The sequence below is a fragment of the Sphingobium sp. HDIP04 genome, assembly GCF_000445085.1.
Classification (GTDB): Bacteria; Pseudomonadota; Alphaproteobacteria; order Sphingomonadales; family Sphingomonadaceae; genus Sphingobium; species Sphingobium indicum.
This window is the reverse complement of the sequence record NZ_ATDO01000050.1, coordinates 1-19,195: the sequence shown is the minus strand read 5'-3', so window position 1 is coordinate 19,195 and position 19,195 is coordinate 1. Positions and strand designations below refer to the sequence as shown.

Annotated in this window: 19 protein-coding genes and 1 pseudogene; 12 read left to right on the top strand and 8 right to left on the bottom strand. The window is 62.2% G+C overall.

What is annotated here, in order from left to right:
* Nucleotides 1-81 precede the first annotated feature (81 nt).
* The 5 genes from L286_RS28655 to L286_RS28635 all read right to left on the bottom strand — a co-directional run bounded on the left by L286_RS28655 (nt 82) and on the right by L286_RS28635 (nt 5,777).
* Nucleotides 82-1,101: an ABC transporter permease gene (locus tag L286_RS28655; RefSeq protein ID WP_238559299.1), complete on the bottom strand. Its 1,020-nt coding sequence runs from the start codon at nt 1,099-1,101 to the stop codon at nt 82-84.
* Between the two features lie 111 nt (nt 1,102-1,212).
* Nucleotides 1,213-2,370, bottom strand: coding sequence for an ABC transporter permease (locus L286_RS28650; RefSeq protein WP_021223102.1), 1,158 nt, complete (start codon nt 2,368-2,370; stop codon nt 1,213-1,215).
* The gene (locus L286_RS28645) at nt 2,367-4,139 is read right to left on the bottom strand and encodes an ATP-binding cassette domain-containing protein (RefSeq protein ID WP_020819439.1); all 1,773 of its coding nucleotides are present in this window, start codon (nt 4,137-4,139) and stop codon (nt 2,367-2,369) included. Before L286_RS28645 ends, L286_RS28650 begins: the two co-directional genes overlap by 4 nt.
* Nucleotide 4,140: 1 nt before the next feature.
* Nucleotides 4,141-5,172, bottom strand: coding sequence for a secretion protein HlyD (hlyD, locus tag L286_RS28640; protein ID WP_020819440.1), 1,032 nt, complete (start codon nt 5,170-5,172; stop codon nt 4,141-4,143).
* Nucleotides 5,169-5,777: a TetR/AcrR family transcriptional regulator gene (locus L286_RS28635; RefSeq protein ID WP_020819441.1), complete on the bottom strand. Its 609-nt coding sequence runs from the start codon at nt 5,775-5,777 to the stop codon at nt 5,169-5,171. The genes hlyD and L286_RS28635 overlap by 4 nt, the downstream gene beginning before the upstream one ends.
* Nucleotides 5,778-6,008: 231 nt before the next feature.
* Here L286_RS28635 and L286_RS28630 point away from each other — a divergent pair, with 231 nt between their 5' ends.
* The 8 genes and pseudogenes from L286_RS28630 (at nt 6,009) to L286_RS0124245 (ending at nt 11,345) form a co-directional block, all read left to right on the top strand.
* Complete coding sequence (locus tag L286_RS28630) at nt 6,009-6,353, top strand: ArsR/SmtB family transcription factor (protein WP_025160953.1); 345 nt, start codon at nt 6,009-6,011, stop codon at nt 6,351-6,353.
* A 10-nt stretch (nt 6,354-6,363) separates the two neighbouring features.
* A complete protein-coding gene (locus L286_RS28625; RefSeq protein WP_020819443.1) occupies nt 6,364-6,900 on the top strand; it encodes an arsenate reductase ArsC in 537 nt (178 codons plus the stop codon).
* Nucleotides 6,897-7,343: an arsenate reductase (glutaredoxin) gene (arsC, locus tag L286_RS28620; protein WP_020819444.1), complete on the top strand. Its 447-nt coding sequence runs from the start codon at nt 6,897-6,899 to the stop codon at nt 7,341-7,343. Before L286_RS28625 ends, arsC begins: the two co-directional genes overlap by 4 nt.
* A gap of 13 nt (nt 7,344-7,356) precedes the next feature.
* Entirely contained in the window at nt 7,357-8,430 is a 1,074-nt protein-coding gene (gene arsB / locus L286_RS28615; RefSeq protein WP_025160954.1) for an ACR3 family arsenite efflux transporter, read from the top strand.
* Nucleotides 8,427-9,209, top strand: a complete 783-nt coding sequence (gene arsH, locus L286_RS28610) for an arsenical resistance protein ArsH (protein ID WP_021223100.1) — start codon at nt 8,427-8,429, stop codon at nt 9,207-9,209. The genes arsB and arsH overlap by 4 nt, the downstream gene beginning before the upstream one ends.
* 412 nt (nt 9,210-9,621) lie before the next feature.
* A pseudogene (locus L286_RS28605) lies at nt 9,622-10,005 on the top strand (hypothetical protein); the annotation flags it as partial.
* Nucleotides 10,006-10,246: 241 nt separating this feature from the next.
* A complete protein-coding gene (locus L286_RS28600) occupies nt 10,247-10,744 on the top strand; it encodes a TIR domain-containing protein (RefSeq protein WP_020819448.1) in 498 nt (165 codons plus the stop codon).
* Between the two features lie 46 nt (nt 10,745-10,790).
* The gene (locus L286_RS0124245; protein ID WP_021224402.1) at nt 10,791-11,345 is read left to right on the top strand and encodes a toll/interleukin-1 receptor domain-containing protein; all 555 of its coding nucleotides are present in this window, start codon (nt 10,791-10,793) and stop codon (nt 11,343-11,345) included.
* Nucleotides 11,346-11,361: 16 nt separating this feature from the next.
* Here L286_RS0124245 and L286_RS0124240 read toward each other — a convergent pair whose 3' ends face one another.
* From L286_RS0124240 to L286_RS28585, 3 genes are read right to left on the bottom strand one after another with little or no spacing between them, the layout of a single operon-like run.
* Entirely contained in the window at nt 11,362-12,018 is a 657-nt protein-coding gene (locus tag L286_RS0124240) for an SLOG domain-containing protein (protein WP_025160956.1), read from the bottom strand.
* 2 nt (nt 12,019-12,020) lie between these two features.
* Nucleotides 12,021-13,181 carry a toll/interleukin-1 receptor domain-containing protein gene (locus L286_RS47760; protein WP_020819451.1) on the bottom strand — a complete coding sequence of 387 codons (1,161 nt, stop codon included), beginning with the start codon at nt 13,179-13,181 and terminating at the stop codon, nt 12,021-12,023.
* 5 nt (nt 13,182-13,186) lie between these two features.
* Nucleotides 13,187-13,675: a TIR domain-containing protein gene (locus L286_RS28585; RefSeq protein WP_020819452.1), complete on the bottom strand. Its 489-nt coding sequence runs from the start codon at nt 13,673-13,675 to the stop codon at nt 13,187-13,189.
* Nucleotides 13,676-13,878: 203 nt separating this feature from the next.
* On the opposite strand from L286_RS28585, the gene L286_RS28580 reads away from it, so the two are divergent.
* Genes L286_RS28580 through L286_RS47755 form a run of 4 tightly spaced genes read left to right on the top strand, consistent with a single transcriptional unit; the run spans nt 13,879 to nt 19,086 of the window.
* Nucleotides 13,879-15,021: a tyrosine-type recombinase/integrase gene (locus L286_RS28580; RefSeq protein WP_025160957.1), complete on the top strand. Its 1,143-nt coding sequence runs from the start codon at nt 13,879-13,881 to the stop codon at nt 15,019-15,021.
* Nucleotides 15,014-16,831, top strand: a complete 1,818-nt coding sequence (locus L286_RS28575) for a site-specific integrase (protein WP_020819454.1) — start codon at nt 15,014-15,016, stop codon at nt 16,829-16,831. The genes L286_RS28580 and L286_RS28575 overlap by 8 nt, the downstream gene beginning before the upstream one ends.
* A gap of 4 nt (nt 16,832-16,835) precedes the next feature.
* Complete coding sequence (locus tag L286_RS28570; RefSeq protein ID WP_025160958.1) at nt 16,836-18,644, top strand: integrase; 1,809 nt, start codon at nt 16,836-16,838, stop codon at nt 18,642-18,644.
* The gene (locus L286_RS47755) at nt 18,628-19,086 is read left to right on the top strand and encodes a hypothetical protein (RefSeq protein ID WP_020819456.1); all 459 of its coding nucleotides are present in this window, start codon (nt 18,628-18,630) and stop codon (nt 19,084-19,086) included. The genes L286_RS28570 and L286_RS47755 overlap by 17 nt, the downstream gene beginning before the upstream one ends.
* Nucleotides 19,087-19,195: the final 109 nt, after the last annotated feature.

Here is a 19,195-nt window from a genome sequence, read left to right as displayed (position 1 = left end):
TCAATATTGCGTAGCGCGACCATCGCGGGGAACGTCCGCCCGTATCAGACAATGACGGCGCATGACTGTGGCGGGGCGATCTCATTGCAGGCGTCCTCGAACGAAGATGGTGGCCATGGTGAGCGACACCAGGGCGATCATCGCCAATGGCCAGAGGCTGGCAAATATGTCGCCCGGCGCCATGGCTTTGAGAAAGCTGCCCTCGACGATGACCAGGAAATGGGTGAGTGGAATCGCCTGCGCCAGCCATTGCAGCAGCATGGGCATGTTCTCGACCGGCGTGGCAAATCCCGACATCAGGACGGATGGCACGCCGATGGCGAAGGCGCCCAGGATGGCCTGTTGCTGGGTCGCGCTGATCGCCGAAATCATCAGACCGATGCCCACCACCGACAGGATGAACAGGACCAGGCTGACAAACAGCAGCGCGAACGACCCGTTGAACGGAATCCGGAACGGTCCCGCGGCCGCGGCCATCATCAGAAGTCCGAGCATGGTGCCGATGACCAGCGCCGGCAAGGATTTGGACAGGATGATTTCCGGCGTGGAGGTTGGTGAGACCAGCAACTGGTCGAAGGTTCCCAGTTCGCGTTCACGGGCGATCGACAGCGAGGTTATGAGCAGTGCGCTGAAGAACGCCAGGATGCCGGAGAGGCCCGGGACGATGAACCAGCGATACGTCAGATTGGGATTGAACCAGTTGCGTACCGCCACTGGCGTCGCAGGACCTGTGCCGGGGTTGGCCTCCGCGCCGACTTCGGCGGCGATGGCGGAGAGATAACTGGCGGTGATCTGTCCCGAATTGCTGCGCCGGCCGTCGATCAACAGCTGGATACGGCCGCTGTCTCCGGCAGCGATTGCGCGCGAAAAGTCCGGCTGGATGTCGAGCGCCGCGATCACCTTGCCCTGGTCGATCAGGCGTCCCAGTTCCTGACCGTCGGTCACGCGATAGACCTGGGTAATGAAGTCGGCCCGATCGAGCCGCGCGATCAGTTCATGCGACCAGCGGCCCGCATCCTGATTATGCACGGCAATATCGACGTTGCGCACTTCGAGCGTCGCGGCGAAGGCGAACACCAGCAGTTGCAGCAGCGGCGGCATGAACACCACCATGCGGCTGCGCGGATCGCGCAGGATGCTCAGCACTTCCTTGACGAACTGGGCTCGCAGCCGGGTGAAAGAGAGATAGCCATTGTGCCGCGTCATGGCTCGTCACTCCAGATTCTTGCGCGTGGCGCGCTTGGCCAGGAGGAAAAACAGGACGCCGATGGCGCCCATCGCCAGCAGGTTCGGCACGAAGACGGCCCAGATGTCGCCGGCCAGAAAGACGGTTTTTAGCGAAGAGACGAAATAGCGCGCCGGTATCGCCCAGGTGATGGCCCGGATCGGCGCGGGCATCGCGTCGATCTCATAGAGAAAGCCCGACAGCATGAAGGCCGGCAGAAAACCGGAGAACAAGGCGATCTGCGCGGCCAGGAACTGGTTGCGGGTGACAGACGAAATCAGCAGCCCTTGGCCCAGCGCCGGCACCATGAAGGTGGCCGAAAGCAGCAGGAGCGCCGCCAGCGATCCGCGCAGCGGCACGCCGAACACGAAGACCGCCAGCGCGGTCGCACCGAGCGTGGCCAGCATGCCGAGCGCAAAATAGGGCAGGAGCTTGCCGATCAGGATCTCCGCGACCGATGCGGGCGTGGAGAGCACCGCTTCCATCGTGCCGCGCTCCCATTCGCGCGCCACCACCAGCGCGGTCAGCATGGTGCCGATGATGGTCATGACGATGGCGATCGCGCCGGGCACCAGCGCGCGGCGGCTTTCCAGTTCGGCGTTGAACCAGTAGCGCGGCTCCATCGTGACGGCTGCGCGTGGCGTCTCGCCATCAAGCCCGCCCCGCCAGGTCTGCACCACGCCCTGCGCATAGTTGGTGACATAGTTGGCGGTATTGGGCTGCGAACCGTCGGCGATGATCTGCACCAGAGGCCGCGTGCCGCGATCGGCCAGGCGCTGCTCGAAATCCTGCGGGATCACCACAAATCCGCGCAAATCGCCCGAGACGACCTGGTCGGCGACTTCGCGCCGGTCATGGGCGAAGGTGACGTCCAGATAACGGGTGCCGGCGAAGGCGGCGGCCAGCGATTGCGCCGAAGCAGATTCGGATTCCTGCACGACGCCGATGCGCACCGCGCGCACATCGAGTGATACCGCATAGGAAAACAGCAGCAGCAGCACGACCGGAAGGGCGAAGGCGATCAGCAGCGTGGACGGGTCGCGCATCGCCTGCAGGCTTTCCTTGAACACCAGCGCCCAAAGGCGCTTCGGATCGAAGCGGCGCATGGCTTGAAGGTCCGTTCGCGATCCGCCCGCGCCGTTCATGCGGCAACTCCGCTGCGGGCTTCGTCAGCGCGGTCCTCGGCTTCGACCAGATGAATGAAGGCGTCTTCCATGGTCGGGTCCGGACGGAGATCGCTTACCGCGCTGCGTTTGAGGGCGTCCGGCGTGTCGAGCGCGATCAGCCGGGCGCGATAGAGCATCGCCACCCGGTCGCAATATTCCGCCTCGTCCATGAAATGGGTGGTGACCATCACCGTCACCCCCTTGCGGGCAAGGCCGTTGATATGGGTCCAGAATTCGCGGCGCGTGATGGGATCGACGCCCGAAGTCGGTTCATCCAGGAACAGCACGGGCGGGCGGTGCATCACCGCGCAGGCCAGCGCCAGACGTTGCCTGACCCCGAGCGGCAGGGACTCCGGCGCCGCCGACAGCCAGGGTTGCAGCCCGAAGATGTCGATCATCTCGTCGATCCGCGCCTGCCGCGCGGCGCCTTTCAGGCCATAGACGCCCGCGGAGAACTCCAGGTTCTGCCGCACGGACAGCAAACCATAGAGCGAGAATTTCTGCGCCATATAGCCAAGCTGGCCTTTGGCAGCACCGGTCGCCCGGCGCAGGTCCAGCCCCACCACCTGCGCTTCGCCGCTGGTGGGTTTGAGCAGGCCGCACAGCATCTTGAAGGTGGTCGATTTGCCGGCGCCGTTCGGCCCGAGCAGACCGAATATCTCGCCCTTGCGGACCTCGAAGCTCACCATGTCGGTGGCGGTGAAATCGCCGAAACGCTTGGTCAGATCGCGGCAGGAGACGGCAACGTCTGAAGCCAGTTCGACCGGCGGCATCCCTTCGGCAAGCGCCGATGTGCCGCCCGGACCGCCGCCCAGAAGATCAATGAAAGCATCCTCGAAGCGGGCAGGCACCGCTTTCAGTTGTGCGCCGACCCGATCGGCGAGCGCGCTAATTTGCTCGGTTCCCGCATCGGCGCGCAGCACCACGCGGACGCCGGCGCCCTGGATCACCCCGTCGCCGACACTGTCCAGGCTGAGCACTTCGGCTAGCACGGCCCGCCGCCGCTCGCCGACCTGTTCCAGCCGAAAGCTCCGGCTTGTAAGGCGCGCGGTCAGCTCTCCGGGCGGTCCGTCATAGGCGAGCCGCCCTTCGTTGAGCAGCAGCACGCTGTCGCAGCGTTCGGCTTCGTCGAGATAGGCGGTCGACCAGACTACGGCCATCCCTTCGTCGGTCAGCGCCTGCACCATGCGCCACAGATCCTGACGGCTGACCGGATCGACACCGACACCCGGTTCATCGAGCAGCAGGACAGCAGGCCGGGCCATCAATGCGCAGGCGAGACCCAGCTTCTGCTTCATGCCGCCGGAGAGCTTGCCCGCCAGGCGTCCGGTAAAGGGGGCAAGACGTGTGAAGTCGAGCAGTTGGGCGAACAGGTCGGCGTGTCCATCGGCGGCCATACCGCGCAACTGCGCATAGAGCCGCATATTCTCCATGACCGACAGGTCTTCGTAGAGGCCAAAGCGTTGCGGCATGTAGCCGGTCGCGACATGGATGGCGTCATTGTCGTCCACCACATCGAAGCCCGCTACCCTGGCGTGGCCGCTGTTCGGCACCAGCAGTCCTGTCAGGATACGCATCAAGGTGGTCTTGCCCGCGCCGTCCGGCCCGACCAGCCCGGTCAGTCGGCCATAGCTTATCTGCGCGCTGAGATCCTGTAACGCAGGCGCACTGCCGAAATGCTTGCTCAACCTGTCGATGACGACCGCGACATCGCCATTTTGCTCCTGTGGCGCGGTGGCGGGCGGCACGTCAGCGGCCTTTGGCGCGCGCGCCGGAGGTTTGTCCGACTACGACCTCGATCGTTACCGGCATGCCCTGACGCAGCGCGGCATCGGCATTGGTGACCACGATCCGCAGACGATAGACCAGATCCGTGCGCAGATCGGTCGTTTCTACCGTTTTGGGCGTGAACTCGGCGCGAGGCGAAATGAACCCGATCTGGCCTTGATAGAGTTTGTCGGAGGAATCGCTGCGAACGCGCACCCGCATTCCGGGCGCGATACGCCCCAGATCCGGTTCGCCGACATAAGCCCGCACATAAACCGGAGCATCAAGGCTGAGGCTATAGACCGGGCTTTGGCTGACAGCCATGCTGCCGGGTTCGCGCACCCGTGCGATGATCGTGCCGGTGCCGGGTGCAAGCAGAACCGTGTCGGCGAGCGCGGTGGCGGCTTGAGCCCGTGCTGCCTGTGCGGCGGCGAGGCGCGCTTGCCCCGCCGCGATGTCTTCCTTGCGGAAGCCTTCGGCGGCTTGCGAATGCGCGGCCCGGGCCGCCTTGACACTGGCGGCGGCCTGATCGCGCGCAGTGCGCGCGGCATCGACCGTCTTTTGACTGGCGGCTCCCGACGCGAGCAACTGGCTCTGCCGATCAAAATTACGCTCCGTGTCCCTGGCGACGGCCAGGGCCTGATTGAGGGCCTCCTGCGCCTGCGCAATCTCCTGCGGCCGCAGCCCGCGGCGCAGTTTGTCGAGGTCTGCCTGTGCGGCCGCTACGGCGGCGTCGGCGGCCGCGAGCGCTTCCTCGAACGGCTGCGCGTCGAGAGTCGCCATATGTGCGCCCGGCTCGACATGATCGCCTTCATCGAACAGCATCTGCGCGACGCGGCCGGACTGGCGGAAGGCCAATTGCACCTCCCGGATGTCGACATTGCCGTACAGATTGAGGGCGTCGCCGTCGCGGCTGCCCCGCTGCATCCACAGCCATCCAGCACCGATGATCACGATGACGGCCGCAATGATCAGGATCCGCTTTGTCGTGCCGGACAGGCGGATGTTCTTCATGATGATGCTCCGACGCCGCGCAGATAGATGGCGAACACGCCGGGCGCATCGCTGCGGATGCGGGTCACATCGTCCGCCAGCATGGATTGCATGACCAGGCCCTGGACCGTGCCGATGAACAGGGTGGCCGCGGCTTCCGGATCGAGGTCCGCATGCAGTTCGCCCCGTGCCTTTCCGGCGTCGAGCAGGGTATGCAGCCGTTCGCCATAATGGCGGATCAGGGTCTGGGCCATGCGCTTGGGAAGCGTCTCGCCCGGTCGCTGCAACTCCCCGAACAGCATTCGCGGTACACCCGGGTGATCAGACACGAAATCGATATGCGTCATGAAAACCGCTTCAAGCGCGGCAGCCGGAGAGGCGGCTTCCTCGACCGCCTTGTCCACGCGGCCGAGCAAGCGCTCGGTCACCCAGGACATCACCGCCTGCAGGATGGCGTCCTTGGTCGGGAAGTGGCGGAAGAGCGCGCCCTGGGTCAGACCCATCCGCTGGGCGATGGCCGTCGTGGTGATGTCGCTCGGGTTCTGTTCCGCGGCCAGGCCGACCACCGCCTCCACGGTCGCCGCCCGTCGCTCGTCAGCGGGAAGATGTCTGGACCGCCCGTTCATAGCTTGCGCCTTCAAAAGATAGTAATCTATTACTATCTATCTGTCATGAGCGTCTGGCGCAAGATGGTTCCGCCTGGATCGAGGCTGTCGGCCCATCCGCATGAGTGCATCATGGTCACTCAGACCATCGGCCATCTCCATAGTGGTATATGATTCTATACTTCTCGAAATGTAGATTGACCGCGCAGGCGCCTACTATTATTCGATGAGTTTGGAAGGATGGAATCGACCATGAAGGAGTTCAATCCGCAGGACTCGGCCGTCGAGGCGCTTGGCGCGCTGGCGCATGACACGCGCCTGTCTGTCTTTCGTATGTTGGTGAAGGCAGGGCCCGATGGACTGATCGCCGGCGCCATCGCGCAGGCCGCCAATGTGCCTCCGTCCACCATGTCGCATCATCTGGGTATTCTTGAACGGGCGGGACTCGTGGAGTCCGAGCGGGAAAGCCGGCTCATCCACTATCGCGCCGATTATGAGGGGATGCGCCGGCTGCTGGCCTTCCTGATGGAGGACTGCTGCCAGGGCGTCCCTGAAATGTGCGCCGATCTGTTCGGCGAGCTCGACTGCAAGGCCTGAGGTTACTCCCATGTCCGACACGATCGGCCCCGGCAAGACCTACAACGTGCTCTTCCTGTGCACCGGTAACAGCGCCCGCTCGATCTTGGGCGAAGCCATCATGAACAAGCTGGGGGAAGGGCGTTTCCGCGCCTGGAGCGCCGGCAGCCAGCCCAGGGGCGAAGTCCATCCGATGGCGCTCTCGGTTTTGAACGGGCTTGGGTTCGACACAGCGGGCATGCGTTCGAAAAGCTGGGACGAGTTCGCCGTGCCGGACGCGCCGCAATTCGATTTCATCTTCACCGTCTGCGATAACGCCGCAGGCGAAACATGTCCCGTGTGGATCGGCCATCCGATGACGGCGCACTGGGGCATCGAGGATCCGGCCGCCGTCGAAGGCGATGATCAGCGCGAGGCCTTCATGCAGGCCCTGCGCTACTTGCAGAACCGTATTTCGCTGTTCCTCGCGCTCCCGCTCGCCAGCCTCGACGAGATGGCGATGCGGCGCAAACTCAGGGAAATCGGCCAGAGCGAGGGCGCCAGCGTCAGGGCAGGAGCATGCGAATGACCCACCCGGAGACGCCTGTCGACATCGTCATCTACCACAATCCTGAATGCGGAACCTCGCGCAATGCGCTGGCCATGATCCGCAATGCCGGCATCGAACCGCATGTCATCGAGTACCTCAAGACTCCGCCTTCGCGTGCCTTGCTGGCAAGCCTCATCGTCCGCGCCAGCGTCACCCCGCGCGCCCTGCTGCGCGAGAAGGGCACGCCCTTTGCCGAACTGGGACTCGACAATCCGGATCTCACTGATGCGCAGTTGATCGATGCGATGATGGAACATCCGATCCTCATCAATCGGCCGCTGGTCGTCTCGCCGCTGGGCGTGAAGCTTTGCCGTCCGTCCGAGGAGGTCCTCGACCTCCTACCGGCTGACCAGCGCAGCGCCTTCGCCAAGGAAGACGGCGAACAGGTGATCGATGCCGCCGGCAGGCGTGTCACCGGTTGAACGAGGGATCAAGATGACCGCACAGCCCAGGCGTGAACGCCTGTCGTTTCTCGATCGGTATCTCACCTTGTGGATTTTCCTCGCCATGGCGCTCGGCGTGGGTCTGGGATCGACCTTCGAAGGATTGCCAAGGGCGATCGACAGCCTGTCCTGGGGGACCACCAACCTGCCCATCGCCATCGGCCTGATCCTGATGATGTATCCGCCGCTCGCGCGGGTGCGCTATGAGGAACTGCCGCGCGTGTTCGAAGACAAGCGGGTGCTGGCGATCTCGTTGATCCAGAACTGGATCATCGGCCCGGTGCTGATGTTTGCGCTCGCCGTCATCTTCCTCAGCGACAAGCCGGAATATATGACAGGCCTGATCCTTATCGGCCTCGCCCGTTGCATTGCCATGGTCATCGTCTGGAACCATCTCGCCAAGGGCGACAACCAGTATGTGGCTGCGCTGGTCGCGTTCAATTCAATCTTCCAGATCCTGTTCTTCAGCGTTTACGCCTGGTTCTTCCTCGCCTTTTTGCCGCCGCTGCTCGGGCTGGAGGGCAGCGTTATCAATGTCAGCTTCTGGACCATCGCCGAGGCGGTGCTGATCTATCTCGGCATTCCCTTTCTGGCTGGATTTCTCTCCCGCAAATGGCTGGTCAAGGCTAGGGGGAATGAATGGTATGAAACCTGCTTTCTGCCCAGGATCGGCCCGATCACGCTCGTCGCGCTGCTGTTCACCATCGTCGCCATGTTCAGCCTCAAGGGCAATGAGATCGTGACACTGCCGGGTGACATACTGCGGATCGCCATCCCGCTCACCATCTACTTCGTGGTTCAATTCAGCATCAGCTTCTTCATGGGCAAGCTGATCGAGAGCGACTATCCGCGCACGACGGCGGTGGCGTTCACGGCCGCGGGCAACAATTTCGAACTGGCGATTGCGGTCGCCATCGCCGCCTTTGGACTGGCTTCCCCGGTCGCCTTCGCTGCGGTGATCGGGCCGCTGGTCGAGGTTCCGGTGCTGATCCTGCTGGTCAACGCCGCCTTCTGGTTCGGGCGGCGCTGGTTCCCCGACAGCGTGCCGGCGGAGGTCCGGGCATGAACGAGACGAACCACAGCCGATTGCGGACGCTTGCCGATCCCGACCGTCTTCCAGCGCTCAAGCCTGACTATGTTCATCGGCGTCCAGCCCTGGGCCTGGGGGATCTCAATCCGCCGCCGCGCATCCTGCTGCTCTACGGATCCTTGCGCGAACGGTCCTATTCGCGGCTTGTGGTGGAAGAGGCGGCGCGTCTGCTCCAGTTCTTCGGCTGCGAAACGCGGATTTTCGATCCCTCCGATTTGCCGATGCCCGATCAGGTCCAGGATGACGATCATCCGGCGGTTCACGAACTGCGGGCGCATGCGCTCTGGTCCGAGGGCCAGGTCTGGTGCAGCCCGGAACGGCACGGCCAGATCACCGGGATCATGAAATCGCAGATCGATCACCTGCCGCTGGCTTTGAAGGGCATGCGCCCGACGCAGGGTCGCGCCCTTGCCGTCATGCAGGTCTCCGCAGGTTCACAATCGTTCAACAGCGTGAACAGCTTGCGCGTCCTCGGCCGCTGGATGCGGATGTTCACCATCCCCAACCAGTCGAGCGTCGCCAAAGCCTTCACCGAGTTCGACGAGGCCGGGCGGATGAAGCCGTCGAGCTATTACGACCGGATCGTCGACGTGATGGAGGAACTGGTGCGTTTCACTGTCCTGCTCCGCCCGCATGTCGATCAACTGGTCGATCGCTATTCGGAGCGGGTCGAAACGGATCGACCGGTCATTGCTCCGGCGGAAATCCTCGCCTCGATCGATGGGACTCTGGTTCCGCCACGACAGAAGGCATGATGCCCAATGGCCCCGCGCGTCTCGGTATCCAGAACGAACTGGCAGACATTTATGGCCGTTTGAGTGCCTTCGACTGACCGGGTCTGGACGAGGGCGTGACGGCTTGCTGCTATGCCGAGTCCGAAAGGAGCTGGATCGCCGGTGCCCAGGATGGGGCGTGGGCGGCTTTCTACATCAGCGGCGATGCGACGGATTATGGGAATGGTTCGAGGCTGAGCGCACTTTTCCGCAAAACGCCGCCGATGACGCCTGTTGTGCGCCGGCGGTGCCAATAGCGAAATCAGGCTGCCGCGGCCAACGGCGCGCAACAATATCTCATGGACGTGGATCGATGCCGGAGCCGTCCAGATGAGAGGGGAGTGGGAAGGAGTGATCGAGCCAAAGCTCTGCTCAAGCCCATTTGGATATCCCCATGTGCGATCTCACCTCAATCCCGGCCGAGGCCGGCTCCGCTCCCGCGCGCCTGCTCGATTATATTCGCGTCGATGCGCCGCAGCCCGTCGTCCTGGCCTATGGCATCGGTGTCGACAGCACCGCGCTTCTTCTCGAACTTGAAAGCCGGGGCACGCCGCCTGACCTCGTGATCACCGGGGATCCTGGCGTCGAGAAGCCGGAAACTTATGCCTATCAGAAGATGATCGCCGCCTGGATGGCGGCGCGAGGAATTCCCTATGTGACGGTGCGCTACACACCGCGCCGTTTCAAGCATTGGCCGCCCTATTTCGATCTGCTGTCCAACGTTCTGACGAACGCCACCTTGCCGAGCATTTCGCTGGGGCGCCATTCGTGCTCGTTAGGTCCGGCTTCGGCGACTGTCTCTTTTGCTCGCGATGAGTGACGGGCCGACCGCCGCGCTAACCCAAAGAGCTGGCGGTGGTCGGCCCGTCACTCGCGTCGCGCAGCGACGCCTGATTGCCGGATGAACCCGCTGGGCCTCAACTACCGTACTCCATCCTCGAGCAGATCGCTTCAGAATCGATTTCTCTGGCGAAACGAAGGCTGGGCTTGTAGAAGGCCGGAGAACAAAAGGGGGCCTTATGGCGCGGCGCGTTTTCTTCAGTTTCCACTTCGCGAACGATTTTTGGCGCACCCAGCAAGTGCGCAACATCGGTGCTCTTGAAGGGCAGTCTCTTTGCACCGCGAATGCGTGGGAAGAGGTCAAGCGGAAGGGCAAGGCCTCGATCGAAAAATGGATCGATGACAACATGTACGGCAAGAGCTGTGTGGTGGTGCTTGTCGGCTCTGAAACAGCGAACCGGCCTTGGGTAATCCGCGAGATCGTTAAAGGCTGGGATGCCGGCAAAGGAGTGGTCGGTATTCGGATAAACAAACTTCTCGGCCACGACGGGAATTCGTGCACGGCTGGTAGCAATCCGTTTGACGAAGTGGGCTATGGAAATACCGGGAAAAAGCTATCATCTATAGCGAAGCTGGTCACCCCTTCCGGCTCAGATAGCAAGGCAGTCTATGATTCGATCAAGAACGGAATCGAGAGTTGGATTGAGGACGCGATAGCGATCCGCTCAAATAACTGAGGTAGCTCCGTGAGTTCGGTCTATATCCGATAATAGAGTTTCGATTATGATCGAATACATTACAAAATCCGAGCTTCGGAATTTCGCTGATAAGTTAAATGTTAGCGAACAGGCAAGCCTCAGAAAGTCTGCTGCTTCCCGTAGCCTCTCAGGCACCACATTTCTTTCACACTCGAGCAAAGATGATGATCTGGTCGTTGGCGCTATTCGTGTGTTGGAAGGGCACGGAGCTAGGGTCTATGTCGATGAAATCGACCCGGAAATGCCCCCATACACGACGGAGGAAACGGCGGGGCTGCTAAAGAGCCGTATTCGCCAGACCAAGCGCTTTGTCCTTCTTGCAAGCAAGAATAGCAAGGACAGCCGTTGGGTGCCCTGGGAGTTGGGCGTGGCCGATGGTTATAAAGGGTTGACGAAGATCGCGCTGTTCCCGGCATCCGACAGCGCGCATGAGCAGGCATGGGCGTCGTGGGAGTATCTGGGATTATACCGCCGCATCGTCTGGGGGGATCTACAGGGTCATCAAAAGCGCGTCTGGATGGTCCTTGACGAGAAAAGGAACACAGCTACGGAGCTTAGCGAATGGCTTGCTGGCGACTGATGAGTTCCCACCCCGTTTAAGCAGTGGCAGGGGGCTGCCAAAATCGCTCCTCAACGACAGCTGGTTGGAGGGCCGGGCTTTCGAAGCGCTCCTCTCGGACGGAAACGTCAAGGTGGCGGTGAAATAACGCAACATAGTCCCGGTCTTCCGTTAGGTCGGGCGCTAAAGACTCAACTTGCGCTCCTACGTCAAGCGTCGCGCCGCCCGTGGAGATTACCGGTATCACTGCAGCCTCGGGTTGCAGGCGTCGAAACATCTCATATTCTTGTATAATTCCTCCCATGCCTCCAATAAAAACTGCTGCTTTGAACTTGTGTTCGGAAAACATGCGTTCACGCATGTTCAGCAAGCTCTTCTCCCGATCCCTTTCGATCTCTTCCGTATAAACCACGTTGTTGAACCGCTCATTATCCTCGGGATACTCATCCTTGAAATGGCGAGACTGGTAGAGCCGGACCCAGTGTCCGTAATTTATTCCGATGTCTTGCGAGACCACCCAGATCATCGGTGTGATTGCGGGTTGACCACCCCAGACAAGCAGCCTGCGCCCTAGTGTAACGTGCACCAAAGCGGAGACTGCGGCTGTAATCGCGACGGTGTCAGCAGTCGCTGCATATTGTGGGCCTCGCTTTGGATCTGGCACGCCCGCCGAAAGAAAAATGGCCTCAGTCATGGTCAATTCTCCCATGCCGCAAGAGCCCATCCGGCTTCGGAAACTTTAATCGTACGGACCGCGCGAATATGATCCCCAAGCCATCGGAGATGAGCATTCCATGCATCACGGATGCCGATATGATCGTAGACCAGTACCGGTATCTCCTGCTGTTCCGCTCGTCGCGCCTTATCGGCCACGTCGTTCAAAATTTCAGCCGTGGGGATTCCGACGATCGGATATGCCCAGATCTTTTCGCCGTCCAGCAACCGCACGGCGACGGCCCGATGTGCACCGACGCCTTCCACTGACGCACCAATTTTTTCGACGTCAGCGCGAAGCTTGCCGGTAATCGACATATATCGAGATGCGATGCTGCGGCTTCTTAGCCGCTCGACCTCCAGGACGATTGTATCTGCCGTTTGGGCTACTATTGGGCCATCCGGCCCTTCGAGTTCCTTTGGGTCAAGATATATAGTCTCTGCAAGATCGGTCAGCTTGTTTGGCGTATGCTCAGGCCAAATTACACGAAGGACCTGGATCTCTTTCGCGCGTGCTCTTCCTATTTCCTGTCGCGTCCAGCGGCTATCGAAATAGGTAGGCGTGTCGAGCATAACCATAACATCAGAATCAACGAGCCTATGCCAAAGCACATCTTGGAACGGATCGCCGGGCCTAATGTCGTGCGTGTCCAAGAATACGTCGAATCCGCGGGACGCAAGGAGATCGTGAAGTTGCAACGCAGCTGCTCGGGATTCCACCCGCCGATAGCTCACAAAAACCCGTCGCTGTCGACGAAGTAAACCCACACATTCCAGCATTGTCGACGCGAGTTCAGTCATATTTGGATCGTCAGCGCGCCGCGTTAGCCCATTGATGGGCTGGAGACACTGGGGGATCTGAGCATTGAAGTCTGCGCCAGCGGCAATCGTGGGAATGATGGGCGCGCTCGCTCGGATCAGGTCCTGGGCCGCTTCGAGATCTTGTTGGGCATTTCCTCCAAAATATGCACCTGCGAATGCTGCTGGCTTGTGCCGCCCACCCAGCGTTTCCGCATTATGCACAACTATATCGTCCCCCAACGTCAATCCAAAGTCGGAAACGATATCGGTGAGCGTCGCTGTCAGTGTCGCGCGCTCCTCTGGCGTTGCGGCGCCAAGTATGGCGAGTTCATAAATACTCATTGATGTCAGCGACCGGCCGCTTTTGCTGCAGTTTCGATCCAAGCCGGCATGTTGGCATAGCCGTTATCCCGAACCCAATCATACGTCCCGTATAGGTTTGACAGCGGAATATCTCGACCATTCTGCTTTATTGTAAAATAGCTGAGAGGGTTGGTCCCCTGTCGATCAGTCCCGAGTTGCGGATCTTTTACGCTATGGATGTCGATGGCCAATAGGCCTTTCCCAAGCTCGTAGCTTCTCTTGATCTCGTGCCGGACCCATTCGCGGTCATACGTCTCCGCGCCAAAAAGCACCACCGTCACGGACGTGCCTTTGAGCTGCTCCTCGATCCATTTTTCTATGCCGCCCGCGCGTCTTTTTGCCTCTTCGAACTCTGCCTTGTCATAGAAAGGCTGCGCTTCGCCACCTGGACGAACCACCCAGGAATTGCGGACTTGCACGACCCGTCGAACGTCACGGTCATAGTGAAAGCTAAAGAATACCCGACGCGCCACCGCTTCCCCCCCTTGATCCTCGTTCACTCATATCAAGGCGGGCGCCAGGTGTCAGCAGGCACGGTGAGTGCTTGGGGTAGCTGGTCGCAGCGACACCCTTCGGCATGGCGAGGAAAGCGCCCATTCCATCGAAATGCTTCGGCCAAATCGAGCATGTTGCTCTACTTTCGAAATTGCACCTGTGCGGGCGAGGGAGATGGCCCGTGGTATCAGTGATTCGGGCTGCCTCTGGCGTGCCCAATGTCCCCGCCGGCTTCCCGATTCTGTTCGACGCCGACATGGCGATCATCGAGCCGGCCTTCGTCTGGCTCATGGAGCATGCAGAGCTAAGCGGCCGCGCCCACGCTACGGAAACTGTGCGGACCTACGGCGAGCATCTCCACGATTGGTTCGACTCGCTCGAACAATCGGGGATCGAATGGCGCGAAGCCGACGAACGCGTCATCGCTGCCTATCGCAACCGGATGCTGGAGAACCCCAGCGCACACACCGGGAAGCCCTATGCCCGGACCACGATCAACGCGCGCGTCTCGACCGTCTGCCGGTTCTATGGCTGGGCGCTCGATAAGGGCCTGATCGACCACTGCCCGTTCCGGTTGACCGAAAAGATGACGCTGATGCTCGACGGCGCTTATCGCCCAGGCTTGCAGCGGCGCCAGGTCAACGAGCTGATCGTCTCACGCCCGGAAAAACTGCCGCGACCTCTGCGCGCCGACGAACTGGCACGGCTGTTCGCGCATCTGAGGCCTACCGCCCGACTTGCCGCGCAATGGGCGCTTGGGGCGGGACTGCGCCGCAAGGAGCTTTGCGCGCTCGCCATCGACCAAATCCCGGATAGCTGGCCACTCGACCTCGACAGCGATCCACTTGTCGGCGTGCCGATCCATATCACCAAGGGAGACCGGCCAAGGACAGTCTATCCGCCGATTCGGCTGCTCGATCATACGGACTGGTATGTGGGAGAGGATCGCGCCCGGATCGTCCGCCGTGTCCGCCGTTCCGACCGGGGCTATCGCGCGCCGCCCAATCTCCTGCTGAACGAGCATGGCCGGGCTATGACGCGAAAACTCCTGACGGCGCAGCTCGCGGAAGCTTTCGCGGCTGCGAGACTTCTGGGTACATTGCACTGCCTGCGGCACACCTTCGCGATGGCGATGCTGGCCCGCCTTCAGATCCAGGCCCGCACCAATCCCGATCTCAACCCGCTCAAGGTCGTGCAGGTGCTGCTGGGCCATGCTTCGATCACGACCACCGCGATTTATCTGCGCTGCGTCGAACTGCACGAGCGCGATCTGAGCGAAAGCCTCGCCTATCTTTATGGCGAGCTGATCCCCGCCGATGGCTAGGGGCCGCCTCGATCGGACGCTGAGACTCGATCCGGCACCGGCGAACCATCCGGCGCAGGTCGCCGAAATCCAGTTCCGCGACGAATGGGGCAAGATCGTCCAAAGCTTCAGCCCGGCGCTGTTCGGAATGCCGGACGATATCAGCGCCGCCATCGCCCGGGCTTTCCGCGATCATGATGTAGCATCCAGCGCCGCGACCCGCACCGCGCACTGGTTCGCGCTGCGCGTGTTCGGGAGGTTCCTGCGCGAAGACGCGCGTGTCAGGCGCGCGGCAGACCTCGACACGGCAACGATCCGCCGGTTCATCACCTGGCTGGCGATGCCCACCAACGGGCGCAGGCGCGGCGTCCGCTCACAATCCGGTCAGCTCGGTATGATCCGGCCGGTCCTCAAGCGCGCGATCGCGGACAATCCAGGCTTGTTCGCACCGGGCTTCGCCGTTCCCAACAATGCGATCCCGCTGGCCGGCGTCCAGCGGCTACCGCAAGACCGGCTGACACCTGCCGCAATGCGCGCCCTGCTGGCAGTCTGCTATGCCGAGATCGACACTGCGTGGGACAAGTTCCAGCACGGGCAAGCCATCGTTGGTCTTCCGAATGTGCCGCTCCATGGTGGGCGGACCGTCGAACGGGATCGCTGGATCTGGAAGCTCCATCGCCGCGGCCACGGCATCATGCCGACCGACCGAGGCTTGGACCTTAATAAGCCCGATCGGCAGAGGATCGCCGAGGTAGGCGGGTTCCGCGAGCTCGAGGGTTATCTCCACCTCACGACCGACACGCTGGTTGCGTTCTATATCGTGCTGCTGATCCAGACGGCGGCCAACGCCGGTCCGCTGCGCCAGATCAAGCGGGACTGCCTCGTGCCGCATCCGCTCGAGCGGCATCGCGTCATGGTCGAGTGGGTGAAACCCCGCGCCGGCGGTAAGGTGAAACGCATGCAACGGCGCTCGTTCGACAATCGCCGACCCTATGCGGCGCCGCGCCTGATCGAAAAACTGCTTGCGATGACGGCACCCCTATTGCCGCATGTGGAGCCGTCCAAACGCGACCGACTGTTCCTCCACCGCTTCCTCATGACGACAGGACGCCTCGAGCGTGAGCATCGCGCCGGTCATATCGTGCAGGCCACGTTGCGATCGGCAATGTTGCGCTTCTACGAGCGGCACAATGGCGCGATCGCTTCCTGGAACGAAGCGCATCCCGGCAAGTCCCGTTCCCTGCTTCCCGACTTCTCGCCCAAGCTGTTCCGCAGCAGCATGGCAAGCGCCCATTACACAGCGTCGCAGGGCGATATCATGGCGGCCAAAGCGGTCCTCAATCATGCGAATGTCGCCACCACCGACATCTATGTCGATGGCGAGGCCGTCCGCCGCCTCGAACGCGATACGATCGCTCGGCTCCAGTCGCTGATGATCACATGGGTCACCGGCGAGACGCCCGCCCATGACTCGCAACATCAAGGGCCAGATACCAGCGCGCGGGTGACGGCGCTGTTCGGCCACGACTGCCTTCGACCGGTCGACGGCGGGCAGGCACAGCCTGGCCGCGTGTGCCCGAAACTGGGAGGCTGCCTTGCCTGTCCAGGCCTGATCGTCCCGATCGACCCGGATCATCTGGCGCGCATTGTCCAGGCCACCATGCATCTTGAAGCGGCGCGGGAACGCATCGACCCGATCCGGTTCAGCCTCTTCTATGCCCCCAGCCTTCGGGTGCTGACACAAGACCTGCTGCCGGCGTTCCCGCCCGAAATGATGCCGGACGCGGAACGGCACATACCCGCCTTGCCGCCGCTGCCGGACCTGGAATAGCCTCATGGCCTCCGTCCCGACATCCACGCCTACCCAACTTCCGGCGCCATTGCTCGGAAACGAAGGCATCCCCGCCGCCACGACGTTCAACTGGGGCTTCGAAATGCCGGACGGGAGCCGGTTCCGGGACGATCGGTGGACGCCGCTCCGGCACGCCGCCGAACTGTTCCTGCTCTCGCTGCGGGCCGATCCGCCCGAAGGGCGGAGGCCACTTCGCAAGGAAGCGATCGATGGTCACTTCAGCCACATCCGCTTCCTCGTTCGATGGATGGCAGCCGAGAACGTCCGATGCTTCAAGGATCTCGATCAAGACGCCGTCGACCGGTTCGTGGCCATGTTGCGCGCTCGTCCCGGCAGGAACGCTTCACGGCTCTCCCTCAGCACCGCCGAAGGCTATCTCGGCACGATCCGCACGTTCCACATGCAGCGCGACAAGCTGGACGACGCGCCGCTGATGGCGCCGCCTCGCGCCGGTTCGGTTGGGAAGCGGCACTGGAAACCTTATGGCGGCCATCCCTATACGCCCGACGAGATCGCCGTGCCTCTCATCAGCGGCGCTATGGAACTGCTCGGTGACCCAGCGGACCAGATACTCGCGCTGCGCGACCGTCTCGAAGATCTGTATGAGCAGTTCCGACCACAGCATCAGGGGCGAAGGCTCCACTGGCATATCAGACGCGCCATGTTGGCTGAGCCATGCCCCTACGCGGATCTGTATCCGAATCCGGAATGGCCGCTGCGCCGCCTGACGTTCATGCTGGATCGGCTTGGCGACGCCTGCTTCGTCGTCATCGCCTATCTCGTTGGCGCGAGAGCCTCCGAAATACTCAGGCTTGAGGAGGGTTGCCTCGAACGGCGCGCGGCCGATGGAGACGGTGAGGAACACGTCTATCTGGTCGGCACGATCACGAAGACGTCGCTGACGGAACATGGGGACATCCATCGATGGCTTGCGCCCGAGCCGGTCCGGCGGGCGATCCACATCCTCGAACGTCTCTCCGCACCGCTTCGCGAACTTAGCGGGAAGAGGAACCTCTGGCTCCACCAGCTCGGCCGGGGACGCTCGCCGCTTCCGACGATGATGCCCGTCGCCCTACTGCGATCACCCATGGTCAATATCCGCTTGAACGAACGACTTGCGCCGTTCCTTGCCTTGCCGGAACACCAAGGCGGCACCTGGCACCTGACCACCTATCAGGGTCGCAAGACGTTCTCGCGGTTCATCGGGCGGCGCGACCGCACCGGCCTGACGGCGCTGCAACGCCATCTCGGCCATGTCCACCGCGCGATGACCGACCGGGCCTATGTGGGCACCGACTTCGAGCTTGCCCAGCTGATCGACGACCAAGCCGCCGAAGAAACCCGCAAGGCGCTGGAAGACCTGCTCCTGGCGCCGAACGTCGCCGGGAAGGCGGGCGTCATGCTCTCCGAGCGATCGCCGTTCCGCGGGCGCACGCTATCGGGCGACGTCGATGGCTATATCACCGATATCCTCGCCGAAACGGATATGCGCCTCGGCGTGTGCGACTGGGGCTACTGCCTCTACCGCCGGGAAACCTCGGCATGCCTCGGCGGCGAGCGCGAGCCGAACCCGGTGCTCCGCACGCAAAGCACTTGCTCGACTTGCGCCAACTTCGCCGTGACCGGCAAGCATAAGCCGGTCTGGGAAGCGCGCCTTGAGCGCAACAGCGCTTTGCTCCAGCGCGATGACCTCGACTCCGAGAGCCGTGCGCTTGCAGAAGCCCGCATCCAGGAATCTCGCCGTATCCTGGACCAGTTAGACGAAGGAAATACCGATGGCGACCGAAATTGACCTGTCCAGCCCGCAAGCTCGACGGCGGGCAAAGACGGATGCGCGCCTGCGTGAAGCCCTTGCAGGCCTCGCCGGCAATCCCTCCGCAGAACCCACAGTCGCTGCGCTCGCACGGGCAGCCGGGGTCGGCCGCAACATCATATATACCCATCATGCCGGCGTTCTCGACGGCCTCCGCGCGCTTCAGTCGCAGCGTGCCGGCGCGAACGAGACGACCGCCAGAGAGGCCGATCGCACACGCTCGGCTCTTCGGGATGCCGAAGCTCGAAGCGCCGCCCTCGCGACACATAACGCTAGCCTGTTGAAACGCGCCGTCGACGCCGAGCAACGTGCCGAGAGGCTTGAGCGGCGCAATGCCCAACTCGTGCAGGAACTCGATCGGATACGTAGACCAATCCCGATCCGCCCCAGCGCTGAAGCGCACGATCCTTCCGCTGTCTGACGTCGGTCACGCCCTAATCGGGCGTCCCGAAAGGAAAGGGGGATGAGGAACGCTGGAAATGCGGGCTTTGTGAGGCAAAGGAGACAGGCCCGTCCAGACCTAATGCTCG

Excerpts from the sequence above, each read along its gene's own strand:
- L286_RS47755 (WP_020819456.1), top strand. The coding sequence starts at position 18,628 with ATGGCGACCGAAATTGACCTGTCCAGCCCGCAAGCTCGACGGCGGGCA.
- L286_RS0124240 (WP_025160956.1), bottom strand. The coding sequence starts at position 12,018 with ATGACTGAGGCCATTTTTCTTTCGGCGGGCGTGCCAGATCCAAAGCGA.
- L286_RS28575 (WP_020819454.1), top strand. The coding sequence starts at position 15,014 with ATGGCTAGGGGCCGCCTCGATCGGACGCTGAGACTCGATCCGGCACCG.
- L286_RS28630 (WP_025160953.1), top strand. The coding sequence starts at position 6,009 with ATGAAGGAGTTCAATCCGCAGGACTCGGCCGTCGAGGCGCTTGGCGCG.
- L286_RS28635 (WP_020819441.1), bottom strand. The coding sequence starts at position 5,777 with ATGAACGGGCGGTCCAGACATCTTCCCGCTGACGAGCGACGGGCGGCG.
- arsH (WP_021223100.1), top strand. The coding sequence starts at position 8,427 with ATGAACGAGACGAACCACAGCCGATTGCGGACGCTTGCCGATCCCGAC.
- L286_RS28655 (WP_238559299.1), bottom strand. The coding sequence starts at position 1,101 with ATGCCGCCGCTGCTGCAACTGCTGGTGTTCGCCTTCGCCGCGACGCTC.
- hlyD (WP_020819440.1), bottom strand. The coding sequence starts at position 5,172 with ATGAAGAACATCCGCCTGTCCGGCACGACAAAGCGGATCCTGATCATT.
- L286_RS0124245 (WP_021224402.1), top strand. The coding sequence starts at position 10,791 with ATGATCGAATACATTACAAAATCCGAGCTTCGGAATTTCGCTGATAAG.
- arsB (WP_025160954.1), top strand. The coding sequence starts at position 7,357 with ATGACCGCACAGCCCAGGCGTGAACGCCTGTCGTTTCTCGATCGGTAT.
- L286_RS47760 (WP_020819451.1), bottom strand. The coding sequence starts at position 13,181 with ATGAGTATTTATGAACTCGCCATACTTGGCGCCGCAACGCCAGAGGAG.
- L286_RS28600 (WP_020819448.1), top strand. The coding sequence starts at position 10,247 with ATGGCGCGGCGCGTTTTCTTCAGTTTCCACTTCGCGAACGATTTTTGG.
- L286_RS28625 (WP_020819443.1), top strand. The coding sequence starts at position 6,364 with ATGTCCGACACGATCGGCCCCGGCAAGACCTACAACGTGCTCTTCCTG.
- arsC (WP_020819444.1), top strand. The coding sequence starts at position 6,897 with ATGACCCACCCGGAGACGCCTGTCGACATCGTCATCTACCACAATCCT.
- L286_RS28650 (WP_021223102.1), bottom strand. The coding sequence starts at position 2,370 with ATGAACGGCGCGGGCGGATCGCGAACGGACCTTCAAGCCATGCGCCGC.
- L286_RS28570 (WP_025160958.1), top strand. The coding sequence starts at position 16,836 with ATGGCCTCCGTCCCGACATCCACGCCTACCCAACTTCCGGCGCCATTG.